General features: G+C 60.7%; 19 protein-coding genes. 11 read left to right on the top strand and 8 right to left on the bottom strand.

Annotated features, from left to right (window positions below):
* Window positions 1-117: 117 nt before the first annotated feature.
* Both T3A99_RS04530 and T3A99_RS04525 read right to left on the bottom strand, forming a co-directional pair.
* Window positions 118-1,266: a PQQ-dependent sugar dehydrogenase gene (locus tag T3A99_RS04530; protein ID WP_107322458.1), complete on the bottom strand. Its 1,149-nt coding sequence runs from the start codon at window positions 1,264-1,266 to the stop codon at window positions 118-120.
* A gap of 47 nt (window positions 1,267-1,313) precedes the next feature.
* Entirely contained in the window at window positions 1,314-1,655 is a 342-nt protein-coding gene (locus T3A99_RS04525; RefSeq protein ID WP_274090471.1) for a hypothetical protein, read from the bottom strand.
* 198 nt (window positions 1,656-1,853) lie between these two features.
* Between T3A99_RS04525 and T3A99_RS04520 the strand changes: the two genes are divergently transcribed.
* Window positions 1,854-2,744, top strand: coding sequence for a Ku protein (locus tag T3A99_RS04520; protein WP_076384587.1), 891 nt, complete (start codon window positions 1,854-1,856; stop codon window positions 2,742-2,744).
* A gap of 33 nt (window positions 2,745-2,777) precedes the next feature.
* A complete protein-coding gene (ligD, locus tag T3A99_RS04515) occupies window positions 2,778-4,763 on the top strand; it encodes a DNA ligase D (protein ID WP_322833993.1) in 1,986 nt (661 codons plus the stop codon).
* A gap of 23 nt (window positions 4,764-4,786) precedes the next feature.
* Here ligD and lpxO read toward each other — a convergent pair whose 3' ends face one another.
* The gene (gene lpxO, locus T3A99_RS04510; RefSeq protein WP_322833992.1) at window positions 4,787-5,686 is read right to left on the bottom strand and encodes a lipid A hydroxylase LpxO; all 900 of its coding nucleotides are present in this window, start codon (window positions 5,684-5,686) and stop codon (window positions 4,787-4,789) included.
* A gap of 403 nt (window positions 5,687-6,089) precedes the next feature.
* Here lpxO and T3A99_RS04505 point away from each other — a divergent pair, with 403 nt between their 5' ends.
* A complete protein-coding gene (locus T3A99_RS04505; RefSeq protein ID WP_076384583.1) occupies window positions 6,090-7,679 on the top strand; it encodes an ABC-F family ATPase in 1,590 nt (529 codons plus the stop codon).
* 338 nt (window positions 7,680-8,017) lie between these two features.
* Window positions 8,018-9,211 (top strand): MFS transporter, encoded by a 1,194-nt coding sequence (locus tag T3A99_RS04500; RefSeq protein ID WP_322833991.1) that lies wholly within the window; start codon window positions 8,018-8,020, stop codon window positions 9,209-9,211.
* Window positions 9,212-9,272: 61 nt separating this feature from the next.
* Here the strand turns inward: T3A99_RS04500 and T3A99_RS04495 are convergent, their stop codons facing one another.
* Window positions 9,273-9,881: an FMN-dependent NADH-azoreductase gene (locus T3A99_RS04495; protein WP_322833990.1), complete on the bottom strand. Its 609-nt coding sequence runs from the start codon at window positions 9,879-9,881 to the stop codon at window positions 9,273-9,275.
* Window positions 9,882-10,010: 129 nt separating this feature from the next.
* On the opposite strand from T3A99_RS04495, the gene T3A99_RS04490 reads away from it, so the two are divergent.
* Together T3A99_RS04490 and T3A99_RS04485 are read left to right on the top strand one after the other, a co-directional pair.
* Entirely contained in the window at window positions 10,011-10,919 is a 909-nt protein-coding gene (locus T3A99_RS04490; RefSeq protein WP_047229123.1) for a LysR substrate-binding domain-containing protein, read from the top strand.
* Window positions 10,916-11,269: an MmcQ/YjbR family DNA-binding protein gene (locus T3A99_RS04485; RefSeq protein WP_047229124.1), complete on the top strand. Its 354-nt coding sequence runs from the start codon at window positions 10,916-10,918 to the stop codon at window positions 11,267-11,269. The genes T3A99_RS04490 and T3A99_RS04485 overlap by 4 nt, the downstream gene beginning before the upstream one ends.
* A gap of 3 nt (window positions 11,270-11,272) precedes the next feature.
* Here the strand turns inward: T3A99_RS04485 and T3A99_RS04480 are convergent, their stop codons facing one another.
* Window positions 11,273-11,683, bottom strand: a complete 411-nt coding sequence (locus T3A99_RS04480; RefSeq protein ID WP_047229125.1) for a DUF1294 domain-containing protein — start codon at window positions 11,681-11,683, stop codon at window positions 11,273-11,275.
* Window positions 11,680-12,510 carry an undecaprenyl-diphosphate phosphatase gene (locus T3A99_RS04475; RefSeq protein ID WP_322833989.1) on the bottom strand — a complete coding sequence of 277 codons (831 nt, stop codon included), beginning with the start codon at window positions 12,508-12,510 and terminating at the stop codon, window positions 11,680-11,682. Before T3A99_RS04475 ends, T3A99_RS04480 begins: the two co-directional genes overlap by 4 nt.
* Window positions 12,511-12,780: 270 nt before the next feature.
* Here T3A99_RS04475 and T3A99_RS04470 point away from each other — a divergent pair, with 270 nt between their 5' ends.
* On the top strand, window positions 12,781-14,415 hold the full coding sequence (locus tag T3A99_RS04470; RefSeq protein ID WP_047229127.1) for a methyl-accepting chemotaxis protein: 1,635 nt from the start codon (window positions 12,781-12,783) through the stop codon (window positions 14,413-14,415).
* Here T3A99_RS04470 and T3A99_RS04465 read toward each other — a convergent pair.
* Window positions 14,405-15,298, bottom strand: coding sequence for an AraC family transcriptional regulator (locus tag T3A99_RS04465; RefSeq protein ID WP_047229128.1), 894 nt, complete (start codon window positions 15,296-15,298; stop codon window positions 14,405-14,407). The two genes, T3A99_RS04470 and T3A99_RS04465, sit on opposite strands and share 11 nt — an antisense overlap.
* Before the next feature lie 247 nt (window positions 15,299-15,545).
* On the opposite strand from T3A99_RS04465, the gene T3A99_RS04460 reads away from it, so the two are divergent.
* Both T3A99_RS04460 and T3A99_RS04455 read left to right on the top strand, forming a co-directional pair.
* Complete coding sequence (locus tag T3A99_RS04460; RefSeq protein ID WP_047229129.1) at window positions 15,546-16,319, top strand: L-iditol 2-dehydrogenase; 774 nt, start codon at window positions 15,546-15,548, stop codon at window positions 16,317-16,319.
* A 193-nt stretch (window positions 16,320-16,512) separates the two neighbouring features.
* On the top strand, window positions 16,513-17,364 hold the full coding sequence (locus tag T3A99_RS04455) for a CAP domain-containing protein (protein WP_047229130.1): 852 nt from the start codon (window positions 16,513-16,515) through the stop codon (window positions 17,362-17,364).
* A gap of 114 nt (window positions 17,365-17,478) precedes the next feature.
* Here T3A99_RS04455 and T3A99_RS04450 read toward each other — a convergent pair whose 3' ends face one another.
* On the bottom strand, window positions 17,479-18,357 hold the full coding sequence (locus T3A99_RS04450) for a LysR family transcriptional regulator (RefSeq protein WP_076384573.1): 879 nt from the start codon (window positions 18,355-18,357) through the stop codon (window positions 17,479-17,481).
* 101 nt (window positions 18,358-18,458) lie between these two features.
* Here T3A99_RS04450 and T3A99_RS04445 point away from each other — a divergent pair, with 101 nt between their 5' ends.
* Entirely contained in the window at window positions 18,459-19,805 is a 1,347-nt protein-coding gene (locus T3A99_RS04445) for an acyclic terpene utilization AtuA family protein (RefSeq protein WP_322833988.1), read from the top strand.
* A complete protein-coding gene (locus T3A99_RS04440; protein WP_171061361.1) occupies window positions 19,805-20,128 on the top strand; it encodes a hypothetical protein in 324 nt (107 codons plus the stop codon). Before T3A99_RS04445 ends, T3A99_RS04440 begins: the two co-directional genes overlap by 1 nt.
* Window positions 20,129-20,143: the final 15 nt, after the last annotated feature.

Here is a 20,143-nt window from a genome sequence, read left to right as displayed (position 1 = left end):
TAGCCCGCCAAATAAGGAATGGCGGTAATAATGCTTGGCTGGCTACGCAATACGGTGCTGGTCATGCCTGGAAATTAGCCTGCCGCTGGCTGGCAAGTCAATGGGCACTGTTGCGAATCACTTGAGCCCGACTTTATAGAGCGCCCCATCGTCATCATCTGTCAGTACGTACAGGAAACCATCCGGCCCCTGGCGCACGTCGCGGATGCGCTCGCCAAGCTCACCCAGCAGGCGTTCTTCGTGCACGACCTTGTCACCCTCCAGTTCCAGGCGGATCAGATTCCGGGACACCAGCGCACCGATGAACACGCTGTGTTGCCAGGCCTTGAAGCGGTCACTGTCATAGAACGCCATGCCGCTCAGCCCGGGTGACACTTCCCATACATGAAAAGGGCCAAGCGTGCCTTCGGCGGTCTTGCCGCCGGCTTCCGGGATCGGCGCCCCAGAGTAGTTGATGCCGTGAGTCGCCAGCGGCCAGCCGTAATTTTTGCTGCGTTCGATGATATTCAGCTCATCGCCGCCCCTGGGACCGTGCTCGTTCTCCCACAACGTACCGTTCCAGGGATTGAGCGCCGCCCCTTGGGGGTTGCGAACGCCGTAGGACCAGATCTCGGGGCGTACGTTTGCCTGACCGACAAACGGGTTATCGTCCGGCACCTTGCCGTCGGGGTAGATGCGCACGATCTTGCCCTGGAGCTTGTCCAGGTCCTGGGCCGTGGGCCGCTCGTTGTTTTCCCCCAGGGTGATGAACAGATAGCCGTCCCGGTCGAACACCAGGCGCGACCCAAAGTGGTTCCCGGTGGAAAGCTTGGGCTGCTGGCGGAAAATCACATTGAAATTCTTCAGGCTCTGCAGGTCTTCGGACAATTGCCCACGGCCCACGGCGGTGCCTGCCTTGCCGTCATCGCCGGCCTCGGCGTAAGACAGGTAGACCGTGCGGTCCTGCTTGAAGTCCGGCGACAGCACGACGTCCAGCAAACCGCCCTGGCCTCTGGCCCAGACCTCAGGTACGCCGTTCAATGGTGCCGAGAGCTGGCCATCCGGGCTGACCCGACGCAGGTTGCCCGCTCGCTCTGTCACCAACATGCCCTGTTGGTCAGGCAGGAAAGCCACGGACCAGGGGTGTTCGAGCCCCTTGACCACGGTGGTCACCTCCACCGTGCCCTCCTCGCTCTTGAGCTGCCGGGTTTGCGCAGCAGACGCCGGGGTGGCGAGAGTCAGTACAGCGCTGGCGCAGAATGCGGCCAGGAGTGTTTTACGCAACATGCACACTTCCTTCTGTGGTGTGAATAAAGACTGCCAGGGCTCGGCACTCAGCGAATGTCGTTTGAGGTGTCCCTCGGCGGTGGATTGGGCTTGATGGTAGGCCGTGGCGAGCCGGCAGGCTGACCGGAACGGGGATACCCGTTGCCGATACCGCCATTTTCCAGCGTGGGTGCCCGGGGAACGGGAACGGTCGGGTTGTTATGGATCATCGGCACGTTGGGCCGGGTGCCCTGCATGCTGTTGGGATTGGCCCGGCGGATCGGGCTGTTATAGGGATTGTTGTTACCTGGCAGGTTCTGGGCCAGGACCATGGCCCCGCAGTCGGGCGTTGCCGAGTGGGCGGCGGTGGTCAGCAACAGCGTCATGAGAGCGAGTAGCAGCCTGTTCATCGGAGCACCTCTTGGATTCAGGCATATCGAAAGCACGCTACGCCGCCGGTTCGCCGTTGTTAAGGGAAATGTCCGTCCGAAGATGTAACCAAGCGTCTCGAAGGCAATGCGGGGCGGGTCAACCGGCGCTCCATGGAAACTTTTGCGAACGCCGCAAGGTCACCTGAATGACTCATTCATCGGCAAGGAACCCCCTCCATGGCACGGGCAATCTGGAAAGGCGCAATCAGCTTCGGACTGGTCCACATTCCTGTGGCGCTGGTGTCGGCCACGTCCTCCCAGGGAGTGGATTTTGACTGGCTGGACAAGCGCAGCATGGACCCGGTTGGCTATAAGCGAGTGAACAAGGTCACCGGCAAGGAAGTGACCAAGGAAAATATCGTCAAGGGTGTGCAATACCAGAAGGGTCAATACGTCCTGCTGAGCGAAGAGGAGATTCGCTCCGCCCACCCCAAGTCCACCCAGACCATCGATATTTTTTCTTTCGTCGACAGCGACAAAATTCCCCTGCAAAACATCGACACGCCCTACTTCCTGGCGCCAGACAAACGCGGCGGCAAGGTCTACGCCCTGCTGCGCGAAACCCTGATCAAGACCAACAAGGTGGCGCTGGCCCATGTCGTGCTGCATACCCGCCAGCATCTGGCAGCGCTGATGCCGCTGGAGTCTGCGCTGGTGCTGGTGATGCTGCGCTGGCCCGCCGAAGTGCGCGAACTCGACATCCTGGAACTGGGCGATGAAGTCATCAAGCCAACCCTGGCCAAGGGGGAGCTGGAAATGGCCAAGCGGCTGGTGCAGGACATGAGCGCCGATTGGGAACCGCAAGAGTATCGGGACAGCTTCGAAGACAAGATCATGGAACTGGTGGAGAAAAAGGCCAAAGAAGGCCGTCTGGAGGCGGTGGAAACCGATCCGGGTGAAGAGCAACGCAAGAGCGCCGATGTCATCGACCTTACCGAACTGCTCAAGCGCAGCCTGGGCGGTAAGGGCAAGGCGCCAGAAAAGCCTGCCGGAAAAACCGCTGCAAAGCCCGCAAAGACCAGCAAGTCCGCTCCCGCGAAAAAAGCCACCAAGGCCTCCCGGGGCTAATCCCCGGGCGCCAGCAATACAAGGGAATCCGTCATGGCCAAGGCCGAGAGTGAATACGCCCGTTTGTCCGGTGCCGAGCCGGAGCACAAGCACAGCCGCAAGCGCACCCGGCAGAGCCAGACCGGTAGCAGTGCCCTTCCCGAGCGCTTGTTGCCGCAACGCGCCACCCCCGTTGAGCAGCCCCCGGCCGGTGAATGGCGTTATGAAGTCCAGTTCGATGGCTATCGACTGATGGCCCGCATTGAAGCGGGTCAAGTGCGTTTGCTCAGCCGCAATCAACAGGACTGGACCGACCGACTGCAATTGCACGCCGATGCGTTGTCTGAGCTGAATCTGGGTGACAGCTGGCTCGACGGCGGCCTCGTTTCGCTCGATAACGACGGCCACTCTGACTTTGTGGCCCTGCGACAGTCGTTCGAGATTGGCCGCACGGTAGACCTGGTGTACGTCCTGTTTGATGCGCCTTTTTTAAATGGCGTCGATCTGCGCCAGGCGCCGGTTGAAAAACGCCGGGCAGCCCTCAAGAAGGCGCTGAAGAACAATGCCAGCAAGCGCCTGCGCTTCTCTGAGTCGTTTTCCGCCAACCAGCACGACATTTTTGAAAGTGCCAACGCCCTCGCACTCGATGGCGTGATCGGCAAACGCCTGGGCAGCCCCTATGTGTCGCGCCGCAGCGCCGACTGGATCAAACTCAAGTGCCGTCTGCGCCAGCCGTTCGTGATCGTCGGCTTCACCCGCCCCAAAGGCCGGCGCAGTGGTTTCGGTGCACTGTTGCTGGCGGTCAACGGGCCCAAGGGATTGATGTATGCCGGTCGCGTCGGCACAGGGTTCGCACAAGCCCGGCTCAAACAACTGCACGAGCAACTCTGTAGCCTGGAGCGGGACGATTCGCCACTGGTCGCACCGGTCAGCAGCGCGCAAAGCCGCGGCGTGCATTGGGTAGAGCCAACCGAGGTCTGTGAAGTCGAGTTCGCTGATTGGACCCGCGACGGCCTGGTGCGCCAGGCAGTGTTCCTGGATCTGCAGAACGACATACCGGCAAGCAAGGTTGTGCGTCAGCAGCCAGTTCCGATAAAACCCCTGCCCGCCAAAACCACGCCTCGCGGCAAAGCCCGTAGCCTACAGGTCTCAGGGCTGGAGATTTCCCACCCTGAGCGCGTCATCGACAGTGTCAGCGGCGTGCAGAAAGTCGAACTGGCGCAGTACTACGAGGACATCGCTCCCTGGATTCTGCCGCACCTGAAGCAGCGCCCGGTTGCCCTGCTCAGGGCGCCAGAGGGAATCGGCGAAGAGCAGTTCTTTCAGAAACACGCCGATCGCCTGGACATTCCCCACATCAAACAGCTGGATCCGCGACTGGATCCCGGGCATGCCGCGCTGATGGAAATCGACAGTGTGCAGTCGCTGGTCAGCGCGGCCCAAATGGGCACGGTGGAGTTGCACACATGGGCCGCCACGCATGATCGGATCGAGACGCCGGACCTGTTCGTTCTTGATCTGGACCCCGACCCGTCGCTGCCCTGGAGCGCGATGATCGAGGCGACTCGCCTGACCCTCTCGGTGCTCGACGAACTGGGTTTGCAGGCCTTCCTCAAAACCAGCGGAGGCAAAGGCATGCATGTCATCGTGCCGCTGGCGCGCAGTGAAGGCTGGGACATTACCAAGGCTTTCGCCAAGGCCATCTCCCTGTTCATGACCCGGCAGATGCCGCAGCGGATCACCGCGACCATGGGGCCGAAGAACCGTGTCGGGAAGATATTTGTCGACTACCTGCGTAACGCCCGGGGCGCCAGCACCGTCAGCGCCTATTCCGTGCGCGCTCGGCCAGGTCTGCCGGTATCCGTGCCGATTGCCCGGGCCGAGCTTGACGGTCTGCGTAACGCCCAGCAGTGGGACATCTATACGGCCCTAGAACGGGCCAGAAACCTGGGCGCCGATCCTTGGGAGGGGTACAACCATCGCCAGCGAATCACGGCCAGGATGTGGGAGCAACTGGATGCGCAAAAACCTGGGGAATGACGCAGGTACGGAGAGTCACCCGCTCATATCCAGATGAAGACCGCCAGCAGACCGCCGAAGAACGCCCACTTCTGCAAGTAATACAGCTTGCGGTTGCGCTTCTTCAGCGCCTTGCCTTGCAGGCGAATCCTGTAAAGCCTGGAAAACGCCCGGTTCAGGCCGCCGGTTTTGTCTCCGGCGTCATTGGGCGCTCCGGCGGCCGCCATCACGGTGCGGCTGAACCAGCGGTTGAAGGCACTGGCCCAGCGAAATCTCATGGGGCGTTCCACGTCGCAAAAGAGAATGATGCGATTGTGAGGCGTGGTGTTCTGGGCGTAATGAATGAACGTCTCGTCGAATATCACCGCCTCGCCATCACGCCAATGGTAATGCTCACCATCGACATTGATGTAGCAGCCGGCATCGTTGGGCGTTTCCAGACCCAGGTGATACCGGTAGGACCCGGCATACGGGTCGCGATGACGAACCAGCTTGGAGCCCGGTGGCAGTTCGGCGAACATCGCCGCCTTGATTGAACCGATGCTCTGCACCAGTTCAGTGGTGCGCGGACACAGCTTCATGGCCGAGGGATGACTGTCGGCGTACCACTTCAGGTAGAAACGCTTCCAGCCGGTCTTGAAGAACGAATTGAAGCCCACATCGTCGTACTGGTTGGAGCGCTTGATCTCCCCCGCTCGCAGCAAATTCTGGCCTTCGGCGCGGATCTCCTGCCAATGGGCCTGCAACGGGCTCAGGTCGGGAAACTGCGCCGGGTTCAGGAAAGGCTTGTTGGGCAGTTTCGAGCACAGGTAAAGCAGGCAGTTGATCGGCGCGAGGAAGGACGAATGGTCGCTCAACTGGCGTCCGAGCTTGTGCCGAACGCGCCCGCGCAGGTGCACATAACCGATAGAGAGAAGATAGATCGCGGCAATGATGAGTTTCACAGTATCCGCACACATCAAAAGTGGACAGGCTGCCACTTCCCGCACAGCCGAACAGCGTGGGGAATGGCGTAAGTGAGATGGCAATTTAGCCACAACTCGTAACCAAAGGTTATCCCTGCGTTGTGAAAAACTGTCTTGCCTGGGTTACACCCTATCGTTAACGCGGCCAGATCAGTACAATTGCCGCCAAACATTACGCGCCCCCTTTTTGGCCGATACCGGATTCCGGCTTCGGCGTACGTCTATTTGGGTCAAGCGCTCCGTATGCTGCTGTCCTCTTATGCCGGATGGACCCTTGCGCTTGCGACCGCGAAGCTTTCGCGCGGTCGGGACCTGCGCAAACAGGTACTGAACAGGTACTGCCGCACCCTTAGCTACTCTGAATGTTCCGCAGGATAAACCTTTGATCTCTACAGCTAACATCACGATGCAGTTCGGCGCCAAGCCACTGTTCGAAAACGTCTCTGTCAAGTTCGGCGCGGGTAACCGCTACGGTCTGATTGGCGCCAACGGTTGCGGCAAGTCGACCTTCATGAAGATCCTCGGCGGCGACCTCGAACCGTCCGGCGGCCAGGTCATGCTTGAGCCGAACGTGCGCCTGGGTAAACTGCGCCAGGACCAGTTCGCCTACGAAGAATTCACCGTGATCGACACCGTGATCATGGGCCACGAAGAGCTGTGGAAGGTCAAGGCCGAGCGCGACCGCATCTATTCGCTGCCGGAAATGACCGAAGAAGACGGCATGGCCGTGGCCGAGCTGGAAACCGAATTCGCCGAGATGGACGGCTACACCGCCGAGTCCCGTGCCGGTGAACTGCTGCTGGGCCTGGGAATTGGCATCGAGCAGCATTTCGGCCCGATGAGCGAAGTGTCGCCCGGCTGGAAACTGCGGGTACTGCTGGCCCAGGCGTTGTTCTCCGACCCGGAAGTGCTGCTGCTGGACGAGCCGACCAACCACCTGGATATCAACACCATCCGCTGGCTGGAAAACGTGCTGACCCAGCGTTCGAGCCTGATGATCATCATCTCCCACGACCGTCACTTCCTGAACAGTGTCTGCACCCACATGGCGGACCTGGACTACGGCGAGCTGCGCCTGTTCCCGGGCAACTACGACGAGTACATGACCGTGGCGACCCAGTCCCGCGAGCAACTGCTGTCGGACAACGCCAAGAAGAAAGCGCAGATTTCCGAACTGCAATCGTTCGTCAGCCGCTTCTCGGCCAACGCCTCGAAGGCCAAGCAAGCCACCTCCCGTGCCAAGCAGATCGACAAGATCCAATTGGCCGAGGTCAAGCCATCGAGCCGTGTCAGCCCGTTCATTCGCTTCGAACAGACCAAGAAGCTGCACCGTCAGGCGGTCATTGTCGAAGGCATGGCCAAAGGGTTTGACGGCAAGCCGTTGTTCAAGGACTTCAGCTTCACCGTCGAAGCCGGCGAGCGCGTGGCGATCATTGGCCCGAACGGCATCGGCAAGACCACGTTGCTGCGCACCCTGGTCAATGAACTGGAGCCGGACGCCGGTACTGTGAAATGGACCGACGCCGCGGAACTGGGTTACTACGCCCAGGACCACGCCCACGACTTCGAAGACGACGTCAACCTGTTCGACTGGATGGGCCAGTGGACCCAGGGCGGCGAACAACTGGTTCGCGGCACCTTGGGCCGCATGTTGTTTTCCAACGACGAGATCCTCAAGTCGGTCAAGGTCATTTCCGGTGGTGAACAGGGTCGCATGCTGTTCGGCAAGCTGATCCTGCAAAAGCCGAACGTGCTGGTGATGGACGAACCGACCAACCACCTGGACATGGAATCCATCGAGGCGCTGAACCTGGCGCTGGAAAACTACCCGGGCACGCTGATCTTCGTCAGCCACGACCGTGAGTTCGTATCGTCCCTGGCCACCCGCATCATCGAGTTGAGCGCCGATGGCGTGATCGACTTCAGCGGCACCTATGACGATTACCTGCGCAGCCAGGGTGTGCTGATTTAAGAGCAGCGCTGAGTTGTAAGCTTCAAGCTGCAAGTGAAAAGCCCTGTCCGTTGTGACGGGGCTTTTTGTTTTCAAGGTAGAACCGCTTGTGGGAGCACAGCTTGCTTGCGATTTGGCCGTTTCAGTCGACTTGGTATTGGCCGACCTACCGTCATCGCGAGCAGGCTCGCTCCCACAAGGAACCGATGTTCTTCCAAGCCCTGCGGCCAGTGTGGGAGCGAGCCTGCTCGCGATAGCGTCGGCACCATCACCACCCGGGCAAACCGTTAGCCTGCTTTCTTTTATTCCCGCCGCGCGCCATGATGAGCCCCTCTTACCGCTGCCCGCGAACGAGCCTCATGCCAACACACCCATCCCCCCCCAGTTCCCTGTCGATCACCTGGCAGATCATCTCCATCGTCTTCTATACCTTCATCGCCTTTCTCTGCATCGGCCTGCCGATTGCCGTGTTGCCGGGCTATGTCCACGAACAGTTGGGCTTCAGTGCCGTGGTGGCCGGGCTGACCATCGGCTCCCAGTATCTGGCGACGCTGCTCAGTCGGCCCATGGCCGGGCGGCTGTCGGACAGTATCGGCACCAAGCGGGCGATCGTTTATGGGCTGTACGGGATCGTCCTCAGTGGTTTGCTGACGTTGCTTTCGACGCTGCTGCAAAGCTTTCCACTGCTGAGCCTGTTGATCCTGATCGCCGGGCGTTTGCTGCTCGGGGTGGCTCAGGGCCTGATTGGCGTGGGCACCATCAGTTGGTGCATGGGCCAGGTGGGGGTCGAACACACGGCCCGCTCGATCTCATGGAACGGCATCGCGTCTTATGGGGCCATTGCCATCGGCGCTCCGCTGGGAGTGGTAATGGTCAGTGAGCTGGGCTTTGTCAGCCTGGGGATCGCCTTGTCGCTGCTGGCCGGCGCGGCGCTGCTGTTGATACGCAACAAGCCATCGGTGCCGGTCATTCGAGGCGAGCGCCTGCCCTTTTGGGCGGTGTTCGGGCGTATAGCACCGTACGGGACGAGCCTGTGCCTGGCGTCGATCGGCTACGGTACGCTCACCACCTTCATCACGTTGTTTTATGTCAGTCGCGGCTGGACAGGGGCGGCCTGGTGCCTGACAGTGTTTGGCGTCTGTTTCATTCTGTCGCGCTTGTTGTTCATTTCCAGCATCGCCCGCTTCGGAGGCTTCAGGACGGCCATTGCCTGCATGTGTATAGAAACCCTGGGGCTGGTGTTGCTGTGGCTGGCACCTTCTACCGCGTTCGCGCTGATCGGCGCGGGGCTGGCCGGTTTCGGGCTGTCGCTGGTGTATCCGGCGTTGGGTGTGGAGGCCATCAAGCAAGTCCCGAATACCAGCCGTGGCGCAGGACTGAGCGCCTATGCGGTGTTCTTCGACCTGGCGCTGGCGATTGCCGGGCCCTTGATGGGCGCGGTGGCGTTGAATCTGGGGTATTCCTCGATCTTTTTCAGTGCGGCACTGCTGTCGATCATCGGACTGGGGCTGACTTTACTGCTGCGGCGCCGTACCGAAACAGCCGCTTATTGATCGACCTTGTGCAAACCCACCAGGCCGGTTCGCCCAGGCCTGGTGTTTTTTTGCGCGGTCTTTAAGCTGCGGCGAATTGCTCGCTGATCTGCAGCTTGGCTTCGCTTATGGCTTTGCTGCGCATTTCGTCACCGTAAGCCAGGCCCTCGGCGCGAACGAACTCGATGTCGGTAATGCCGAGGAAACCGAACATGACCTTCAGATAATCCTCATGCGCTACGCCGCTTGGCTGGCCGGCATGCAGGCCGCCAGAGGTGGAAACGATCACCAGTTTCTTGCCACCACACAGGCCTTCGGGGCCGGCTTCGGTGTAGCGGAAGGTTTGGCCGGCCACGGCGATACGGTCGATCCAGGCCTTGAGTTGAGTCGGAATGGTGAAGTTATACATCGGCGCTGCGATGACCACCGCGTCCGCCGCCAGGAATTCGGCCATGGTCGAGGCACTGAGGTCAGTCTCGTGCTTCTGGGCAGCGTCGCGCAGTTCAGCGCTGGTGCCGGCGGCGATCAGGGTCTGGGCGGAAAAATGGCTGATGGCATCGGCCGCCAGGTCGCGGTAGGTCACGACGACGTCCGCTTCGGCAGCTTTCCAGGCCTCAACCACGTCACGGCTCAGTTGGCGGGACGCGGAATTGTCGCCCAGGATGCTCGAGTCGATGTGCAACAGTTTCATATGAGTGCTCTCCAAGTGAGGATCGCGACCAAGCGATCAATTGAGAACAATCCTATCGATGAAGCCAATAGCCGATAAGTCAGTATTAATGCGATAGTTCGTTCCACTGACAGGACAATAGAACTCGATATGCAAGACCTCAATGATCTGTACTACTTCGCCAAAGTGGTCGAAGCCGGTGGTTTCGCCGCGGCCGGACGCCTGTTGGGTATTCCCAAGTCGCGGCTGTCACGGCGTATCGCTGAACTGGAAGAGCGCCTTGGCGCCCGACTGCTGCAACGTACCACCCGCCAGTTGAAGCTCACGGCCGTTGGCGAGCGTTATCTGCGCCATTGCCAAGCCATGCTGCTGGAAGCCGAGATGGCCGATGAAGCCGTGGCGAGCATGTCCACTGAGCCGCGCGGGCGCCTGCGGGTTTCCAGTCCGGTGGGTTTGGCTCATCAGATGCTGGGCGGGGTGATCGCCAGCTTCCTGGAAAAATTCCCTCAAGTGCAGCTGGAAATGATGCTGGTCAATCGGCGGGTTGACCTAGTAAGCGAAGGCATCGACGTGGCATTGCGCGTGCGCGATCTGGGGGACGAAGACCCGCTGCTGATGACGCGACGGCTGCGTCAGGCGCGGCTGATCATGGTCGCCAGCCCAGCGTTCGTCGCAGGACGGCAGATCAATACCCCGGAGGATCTCAAGAAACTGCCGATACTCGGGGCGCTGGACGCCGATCGCCTGGTCCATCTGCGCCTGCTCAAGGCCAACGCAGAGCCCGTCGAACTGGCCCTGGAAGCCCGGCTGGGCATCGACGACTTCATTGTGCGCCGCGCCTGCGCCCTCGCCGGCCTGGGTTTCACCTTGTTGCCGAGCATGTATTGCGAGGAGGAACTGCAGGACGGCACACTGGTGGAATTGTTGCCCGAGTGGTCGCTGCCGGACGGCTGGCTGCAGGCAGTCTATCCGCATCGACGCGGCATGTTGCCAGCGGTGCGCGCGTGGATCGACCACTTGGTAGAAGCATTCGATGGCTGTGGAGATAGAAAAATATGAGCTTGAGCGAAGAGGATGTCGCGCAGTTCTGCCTGGGTTTGCCGGGCGCCAGGGAGGACTACAAATGGGGCGGCGTGCGGGTATTTTCCATTGCCGGCAACAAGATGTTCGCCCTGCAGAACCTGCGGGGCGAATCACTGGCGTTCAAGGTGGACAAGGATCTGTTCCTGGGGCATTGCGACCGCCCGGGGATCCACCCGGCGCCCTATCTGGCGCGGGCTCAGTGGGTCATCATGCAGACGCCCTACCCGCTGGGCGCCGATGAACTGCGTGGCCTGCTGCAGCGCTCCCACCAACTGGTGGTGAGCAAGCTGCCCAAGCGCACCCAGGTGGGTTTGCTGCTGTCGTGAAGCTCAGAAAAGCATCAGCAGATGACTGCCCAGGAATAACTGGTCGATCCAGAACACCTGGTGCAGCAACACGATGAACCAGAACACCACCTGAAACGACACCTTGCGAGTCTTGTGGCGAAACACTTGCTGAGCCAACAACGCCCCGGGCCAGCCCCCGGCCAGCTCCACGGCGTGCAATACGTTTTCCGGGGTGCGCCAGGCGTCAGCGCGGGCCTTGCGCTTGTCGCTCCAGTACAACAGAAACGCCACCACGCTGACGAGCCCGTAGGCCGTCAGCGGCACCCAGGACACCGCGCGCAACCCGAGCAAAAGTGACCCGAGCAGCGGCAAGGCGCACACCAGCGCAAATACCACGAGCTTGAGCCGCAAACTCTGCACGGCTGGGCCCGGCTCACGGCCTGGACGGCTCATGGCTGGGCCGCCGTCCAGTCCACCCAACCGAATTGCCAGGTGGCCAGGATCAACAGGCCGAAAGCGATCCGGTACCAGGCAAATACGGCGTAACTGTGGCTGGCGATGAACAGCAACAAGCCCCTGACCGCGATCATGGCGAAAATGAACGCCGTGACGAAGCCGATGGCGAACACCGGAAAATCCGCCGGCACAAACAGCTCGCGATATTTATAGCCGGAGTAGACCGCCGCGCCGACCATGGTTGGCATCGCCAGGAAGAATGAAAACTCGGTCGCGGTCTTGCGCGACAGCCCGAACAGCAAGCCACCGATGATGGTCGAACCTGAGCGGGAGGTGCCGGGAATCATCGCAAGGCACTGGGCGAAGCCGACTTTCAGTGCATCCTTCCAGGTGATGTCGTCTACCGTTTCGGCGCGCACTGTGTGCTGGCGCTTCTCGGCCCAGAGCATCACGAAACCGCCCAGCACCAACGCCATGGCCACCGTGATCGGGTTGAACAGGTATTCATGGATCAGGTCTGCAAACAACACGCCCAATACCACAGCGGGCATGAAGGCAATCAGCAGGTTGGCCGTAAACCGACGAGCGCTGGGCTGGGTGCGCAAACCCAGTACCACGTCGAAGATCTTGCGCCGAAACTCCCACACCACCGCCAGGATCGCCCCGAGCTGGATGATGATGTTGAACGCCATCGCGCGCTCGCCGCCGAACTCGAGCAAGTCCGCGACAATGATCTGGTGCCCCGTACTGGAGATCGGCAGGAACTCCGTCAAGCCTTCTACCACGCCAAGAATCAGTGCCTGAAAGGCGGTCCACAAATCCATTCATCCCCCAAAAGACTATGCTTGCGCACGTCTCATCAAAATTTAAGCGTTATGCAGGTGTAAACAGCAGGCGCACGGTGACTGCGATTTCTCAAAAAAACCAATGAAAAAACCGGAACAGGCTCAGGTTTTGCGCCGCGGGGCCGAAATCCTATCAGACAAGCCCTGATAACGCTGCCGCGTTATGACTCAGGACACAAAGGCATACCCGCCTGACGCCAGACTCAGGCGGTCGCAGATGACAAGAATAAGAAACCGGAGTGACAGCGTATGAATAGCTTGCGCAGTGTGTCGATCAGCCGACGCTTGTGGCTCATCTTGGTCGTGTCCATCGTGATGTTGTTCACGTTAGGCGCGTTCATGCTTAAGCAGATCCACACCGACCTGTATCAGGCCAAGGTGCAGAAAACCCAGCATGTGGTCCAGACTGCCAGCGGCGTGCTGAGCTACTACCATGGTCTGGAAACGGCTGGCACCCTGACTCGCGAGGTTGCGCAGAAGCAGGCCCTTAGCGCGGTGCGCGGCTTGCGCTATGACCAGAGTGATTACTTCTGGATCAATGACCTGACGCCTGTGATGGTCATGCACCCGACCAACCCGAAACTCGAAGGTCAGAACCTCTCGGCGATTCGCGACCCGAATGGTTTTGCGCTGTTCAACGAGATGGTCGCCATTGCCAAGGCCAAGGGCGCCGGGATGGTGGATTACCTCTGGCCGAAACCGGGCGCCGAGGCGCCGGTGGCGAAAACCTCTTACGTCAAACTGTTCGAGCCGTGGGGCTGGATCATCGGTTCAGGCGTGTATGTCGATGACGTGGAGGCCGAATTCCGCTCTCAAGTGATCAAGGCTTCGCTGATCGGCCTGGCGATCACCCTGCTCATGGGCCTGCTCCTGACCCTGATCGTGCGCAGCATCGTTCGGCCGTTGCAGGAAACGGTCAATGCCATGGCCAACATTGCCAGCGGTGAAAGCGACCTGACCCGCACCCTCGACACCCACGGCCAGGATGAAGTGACGCAACTGGCCCGGCATTTCAATGCCTTTACCGCCAAACTGCGCGAAGTAGTCAGCCAGTTGCAGGACTCGGCCAGGGCCCTGGGGCAATCGTCCAACGACCTGGGTAACGACGCCGCCCAAGCCCAGGAGCGCAGCCAGCAACAATCGCAACAGATGGAACTGGTGGCGACTGCGATCAACGAAGTGACCTACGGCGTGCAAGACGTCGCCAAGAATGCCGAACACGCCGCCAGCGAAATGCGCGACGCCGAATCCCAGGCCCAGCAGGGCCAGGTGAATATCGATGGCAGCTTGCAGCAGATTGACCGACTGTCCCAGACCATTGATCAGGCGGTCGAGGTGATTCGTACCCTGGCCAGCGAAAGCACCCAGATCGGCAGTGTGCTGGAGGTGATCCGCTCCATTGCCGAGCAGACCAACCTGCTGGCCCTCAACGCCGCGATCGAAGCGGCCCGCGCCGGTGAACAAGGTCGGGGCTTTGCCGTGGTGGCCGATGAAGTGCGGCTGCTGGCCCAGCGCACGCAGAAGTCCACCGCCGAGATCCAGGCGATGATCGAACGCTTGCAGAACCACTCCGAAGCGGCGGTGAAAGTCATCAGCGACAGCAGCCGTGCTTCGCAATTGACCATTGAACAAGCCGGGCTGGCCGGCGCCAGCCTCAACGCCATCGGTCAGGCCCTGCGCAATCTCAACAGCCTGAACGCCTCCATCGCCAGCGCCACGCTGCAACAGGCCCATGTGGTGGAAGACATCAATCAGAACGTGACCCAGGCCGCCGGCCTCTCCCACAGCACCGCCCTGGCGGCTGAACAATCGAGCCTGGCGAGTACCCGTCTCAAGTCGCTGAGTGAGCAATTGAACGGGTTGCTGAAGCAGTTCAGGGTCTAGCTGATCGATACTCGCTGGGCGTCTGGTGCATCTCAATGCGAAAGTGCCGATTGAAGTTGGACAGGTTGTTGTAACCCACCTCAAAACAGATATCGGTCACCGGCATTTCACTGTGCAACAGCAACCGGCAGGCTCGCTGGACTCGGAGCTTGCGCATCAGGTCAATGAAACCGTGTCCGGTGATGCGTTTGAAGAAACGCGAAAAACCGGGCTCGCTCATGCCCAGTTGCCGAGCAATCACCGACAGGCGCAGGTCACCCGTGAGTTCAGTCTGCAGGTACTCGAAGGCCTTGTGGATGCGTTCGGAACTGCGGGCATCCAGGCTGGGTGCATAACAAGGGCTGGCCAGGCATTGGGCCTGCTCCTGCGGGGCGAGATTGAGTGTGTTGAGCAGTTGGAGAAACAATGCCAGCCGCCCGAGTCCCTGGGCCGGGCCGATGCTCTCCAACAGCCTTGCGGCGTTCACCGCGGTGTCGTCGCTGAAGACCAGACCTCGTCGTGCCCTTTCGAACAGCGGCTGTAAATCCCCGAGTTCAGGTAGCGTCCGGCGCAGGCTCAACAGCGTTGCGCCATCGAATTGCAGCACCACGTCCCTTCCAGCCAAGTACTCGCCCGGGGCCAGGTCGCCCATCCAATCGTGGGGCAAGCCCGGGCCGATCATCGCCACGTGGCCGGGGCCGAATGGACCAATATAATCGCCCGCCAGCAATTTACCGCTGCCCCGACGAATGAGATGGATCTCGAATTCGGGATGGTGGTTCCAGCGCGCCAGCGGATACGGATAGTCGTGCTCATACCAGCGAAAACTGTGCTCGGGCTCAGGCAGGATGACTTCAAGTTCGGCGGGTGGCTGCTCGAACAGGGGCGTTGGGTGATCAGGCATGTCGCGCGTCTCTATCGCTGTAGGCAGCACCTTACGCTCGGCGCGCGTCGGTTCACCAGCCCTGACCTGATCGTCCACCGATACTTTTTTAACCCGGCCAAGGGACACGTCACGGCGTTAAAAAAGTACCAGCCGATGATCCCTCCCGCGTTTGTCCGGCGCCAATGGCGCTGCTGTAATCGGCACGTCATTGATGGTGAGCCGCGCTCCCCTGCTGTTTATTTTGTCATTCGAGACAGGACAACCCATGAAACGACTGGAAGGAAAAAGCGCGCTGGTCACCGGTGCTGCCCGTGGTATTGGCAGAACGTTCGCCCAGGCCTATATCAACGAAGGGGCTACTGTGGCGATTGCCGATATCGATCTTGGAAGCGCCCAAGCCACCGCCGCCGAACTGGGCGACAGCGCCTACGCGGTCAAAATGGACGTCACTGAACAAGCTTCGATTGACCAGGCCATCGAGGCGGTCGTGGCCCGGACGGGCAAGCTCGATATCCTCGTCAATAACGCAGCGCTGTTCGACCTGGCGCCTATCGTGGAGATTACGCGCCAAAGCTACGAACGGCTGTTTTGCATCAATGTCGCCGGCACACTGTTCACGCTGCAGGCCGCCGCCCGGCAGATGATCCGCCAGGGGCATGGCGGCAAAATCATCAACATGGCCAGCCAGGCCGGCCGACGTGGAGAAGCTCTGGTGGCGGTGTATTGCGCCACCAAGGCTGCGGTGATCAGCCTGACCCAGTCGGCCGGCCTTGATTTGATCAAGCATCGAATCAACGTCAACGCCATTGCCCCTGGTGTGGTGGAGGGTGAGCACTGGGATGGTGTGGATGCGCTGTTCGCCCATCATGAAAACCTGCCCCTGGGAGAGAAAAAGCGTCAGGTCGGCGCGCAAGTGCCCTATGGCCGGATGGGCACCGCGCAGGATCTGGTGGGGATGGCGATATTCCTGGCCTCGGCGGAGAGCGAATATGTGGTAGCACAGACTTATAACGTCGATGGCGGGAACTGGATGAGCTGATAATTCGCAAGTTTTGCCCTTGAATCGACGGAGATGGACTTATTTGCCTGAAAATTGATCCCACTACTTGAGGATTGTCCCAAACGGTACCCAACGGTGCCGTTGCAAGGGATTTCAAGAGAGCGTGAATACCGTTGCCCCAGCCGGGCAAAAATTGCGCATCATAGGCGCCGTCCGCTCAAGGGAGATTTACATGCGTGCCATTTCATCCGTCATGCGTCTTATCGGGCTGTCGCTGGGGCTGGCCTTCGCCACCAGTGTCCTGGCCACCGAAGAGACGCAACTGGTCGAGTCCATCAACCTTTATCGCAGTCAGTCGCAAAGTTGTGCGGATCAGGCCTCTCTGGAGCTACCGCCGCTGGCCATGGATTCGCGGCTGATCCTGTCGGCCAACGGCATTGGTGACCTGCAGCAGGCGTTGGCCCGCACGGCCTACCCGATGGTCAACGTACAGGCCATCAGCCTGTCCGGGCCACGGGACGCGCAAGCCGCGATGAAGGCCGTGCAGGAAAGCTTCTGCCAGGTGGTGCTGGATCCACAGTTCGTCGACATCGGCGTCAGTCGCCTGGATCGCGAATGGCGCATCGTGTTGGCGCGCCCGCTATTGTCGGCGCGTCTGGGAGACTGGCAAGCCGAAGGTCAGAAGCTACTGAAGCTGATCAACAGTGCGCGTGCCCAACCGCGCCGCTGCGGCACCGAAGCCTTCACGGCGACGACGCCGCTGGCCTGGAACGCTACGTTGGCCCTGGCCGCCGTGAACCACACTCGGGCCATGGCCAACAACAACTTCTTTGACCACAAGGATCGCGACAGCCGTATGCCGGGCGACCGCGCCGAGTTGGCCGGTTACCTCGGCCAATTGATCGGTGAGAACATCGCCGCCGGACAGGATACGGCCCTCAAAGTGGTGGACGGCTGGCTGGCAAGCCCCGGTCATTGCGCCAATCTGATGAACCCGCAGTTCAAGGAACTGGGCGCCGGCTATGCGGTGGATCCGAAGAGCGATGCGGGGATTTATTGGACCGCGATGTTTGGCACCCAATAGCGTTTGATCAGATCGCTTGGCACTGGCGGCAATCCCGCTATCGCGAGCAGGCTCGCTCCCACAAGGGTTCTACACACTGTGGGAGCGAGCCTGCTCGCGATGACCATGGAACTGTCATTGCTGACGCAGCGTCTGCCGCAAATGCTGCATGAACTGGCTCAACGACGGCGACTGGGCCACTGGCTTGCGTTGCAACAGGCCGATCGAACGCTTGCCGGGCTGGTCGATGGCAATCACCTCGCATTGCTCGCCAATATTGAACACCGCCGTGCAACTGGCCGGCAGCAGGGAAAATCCCAACCCTTCGCGTACAAGCGCAGTGGCGGTACTCATGTGCGCCACCTCCCAAGCCGGCTCAGGCTCGACATTCAGGTAGCGCAACGCTGCGTCGGCCAAGGGCCGGATGCTCGTGTCGGGAGTCAGGGCAATGTAGGGCCTGCGTTTCCAGTCGTCCAGACTGTCGCGCTGATGATCCTTGTGGGTCAGCAACACCAGATTGTCATCCAACAGGCGCACGAAGCTCAGCCCGGACAGGTCGTCGGGTAACGAGGTAATGCCCGCGTCCACCTCACCGCGCTGCACCCACCCCATGATCTCCCCGGCCCGACCATCCAGTACGCTCACCCTTACACCCGGGTGTTTGCGCTGGAACGAAGCGATGACCACAGGCAGGAACGAAGCGGCGGCCGTGGGCAGTGCCGCCAGGCGAAGGGAGCCACGACTCAGGCTGAGGGTGTCGCGGGCGTCCCGTACGGCATCGTCCATGTCCCTGAGCATGCGCCTGGCCTGGGGCAGAAAGTGTTCACCGGCCAGCGTCAGTTCGACACTGCGGGTGTTACGCGCCAGCAACTGCAGACCCATGGTCTCCTCCAGTTTGCGGATGCTGTAGCTCAGCGCTGGCTGGGACAGGTGAAGCTGTTCAGCGGTGCGCGTGAAGCTTGAGGTTTCAGCGATCAGGATAAAGGCACGAAGCTGTCGGAAAGAAACGTTCATGGCCGTACTTATAAAGATAATGGATCAATTGATTCTACCTTTAAAATTCACAGAACAATCCATGGCCGCCACTATGGGCCATCCCATCAGTGGAAACGGACATGACAAAAAAAATTCTCGTCGGATGCGGCGCCGGTTTTGCCAATGATCGCCCGGACGCCGCCTTGCGCCTGGCCCAGGACCTGGCGCAACGAAACGGCCAGCGCTACATCATGCTGGAGTTGCTGGCCGAACGGACGCTGGCCGAAGCGCAACTGCGCAGGGGCCTCGATCCTCAAGCCGGATACGCCTCTCGCCTGTTCGATTTCCTCGAGCCGATGCTGGATGTGTGTATCGACGCCGGCATCCCCATCATTACCAATGGGGGGGCAGCCAATCCCAGAGCCGCCGCGCAGCGCCTGCGAGCAACACTGGCAGGACGCTATCCGAGTTTGAAAATTGCCTGCGTACTGGGCGATGACCTGCTGGAAGAAACCACACCGCGCTTCAAGCAATGGCTGCCCGTGGACCCGGCAGACGTGGTTTCGGTCAACGTCTACACCGGTGCCGACGGCATTCATACGGCGCTGCAAGAAGGTGCCGGTATCGTGCTGTGCGGGCGAGTGGCCGACCCTTCGCTGGCGGTGGGCGCGATTCGCCACGGGCTGGGTTGGGCCGCCGACGATTGGCAGAAAATGGCCATCGCCACCGCGACCGGGCATTTGCTGGAGTGCTGCACCCAGGTCACCGGCGGGTACTTTGCCCACCCTGGGATCAAAGAGATCCCGGACCCGGCGAACCTCGGTTGCCCCATTGCCGAAATCCATGAGGATGGACGTTTGATCATCGGCAAAACCCAGGGCTGCGGGGGCCGCGTCAGCGAGCAAACGGTCAAGGAACAATTGCTTTACGAGGTGCATGATCCGCGCCGCTACCTGACCCCGGACGTGGTGCTGGACCTGGGGCAGGCCCGCGTCCGGGACCTGGGTGAAGACCGCGTTGAGATCAGCGGCCTGCTGGGCCATCCGCGCCCCGATACGCTCAAGGGCCTGGCCGGTGTGCGTGGGCTCTGGTTCGGCGAGGCGGAAATTTCCTATGCCGGCCCCGGTGCCGTGGCCCGTGCCGCCCTGGCCCGGGAAATTCTGCTGCAACGTTTTGACCGATTGGCGCCAGGCGTACAGCCCTGGATCGATTTGTCGGGTGTCGCCAGTCTGTTCAATGATCACGGTGGCCGCTATCTGCAACAACGACTGGCCCTGGCGCCGGCCCTTGATGATGTGCGTGTGCGCGTCGGCCTGACCCATACCGACCAGGCAACAGTCCAGATCCTGTTGGCTGAGGTGGAGTCGCTTTACACCAACGGTCCGGCCGGCGGTGGCGGCGTGCGCCGGCACCTCGCTGAAGCCGTCACCACCCGCAGCTTCCTGCTGCCGCGCAGCGAAATCCACACGACCCTGGAGTGGTACTGATGAACCTGGTCACCCTCGCCGACTTCGCCCACGCTCGTGCCGGAGACAAAGGCAACATCCTCAGCATTGCGGTATTCCCCCTCGATCCGGCGCACTACCCATGGTTGCTGCGCGAACTGACTTGCGAACGAGTCGCCGAACAATTCGCCACGCGCCGGCCTGCCAAGGTGCATCGCTATGAACTGCCGAACCTGCATGCGCTGAATTTCGTCCTCGAAGACGCCCTGGAAGGCGGCGTAAACCTCAGTTGCGGCCTGGACCGCCACGGCAAGAGTTTGAGTTATCTGCTGCTGTCCCTGCGCCTGCCCCAACCACAGGGCTGAAGGATTCACGCGCCC

It is taken from the genome of Pseudomonas sp. N-137 (genome assembly GCF_034555295.1).
Classification (GTDB): domain Bacteria; phylum Pseudomonadota; class Gammaproteobacteria; order Pseudomonadales; family Pseudomonadaceae; genus Aquipseudomonas; species Aquipseudomonas rhizophila.
The sequence above is the reverse complement of the archived record's forward strand: the minus strand, read 5'-3'. Positions and strand labels throughout refer to the sequence as shown.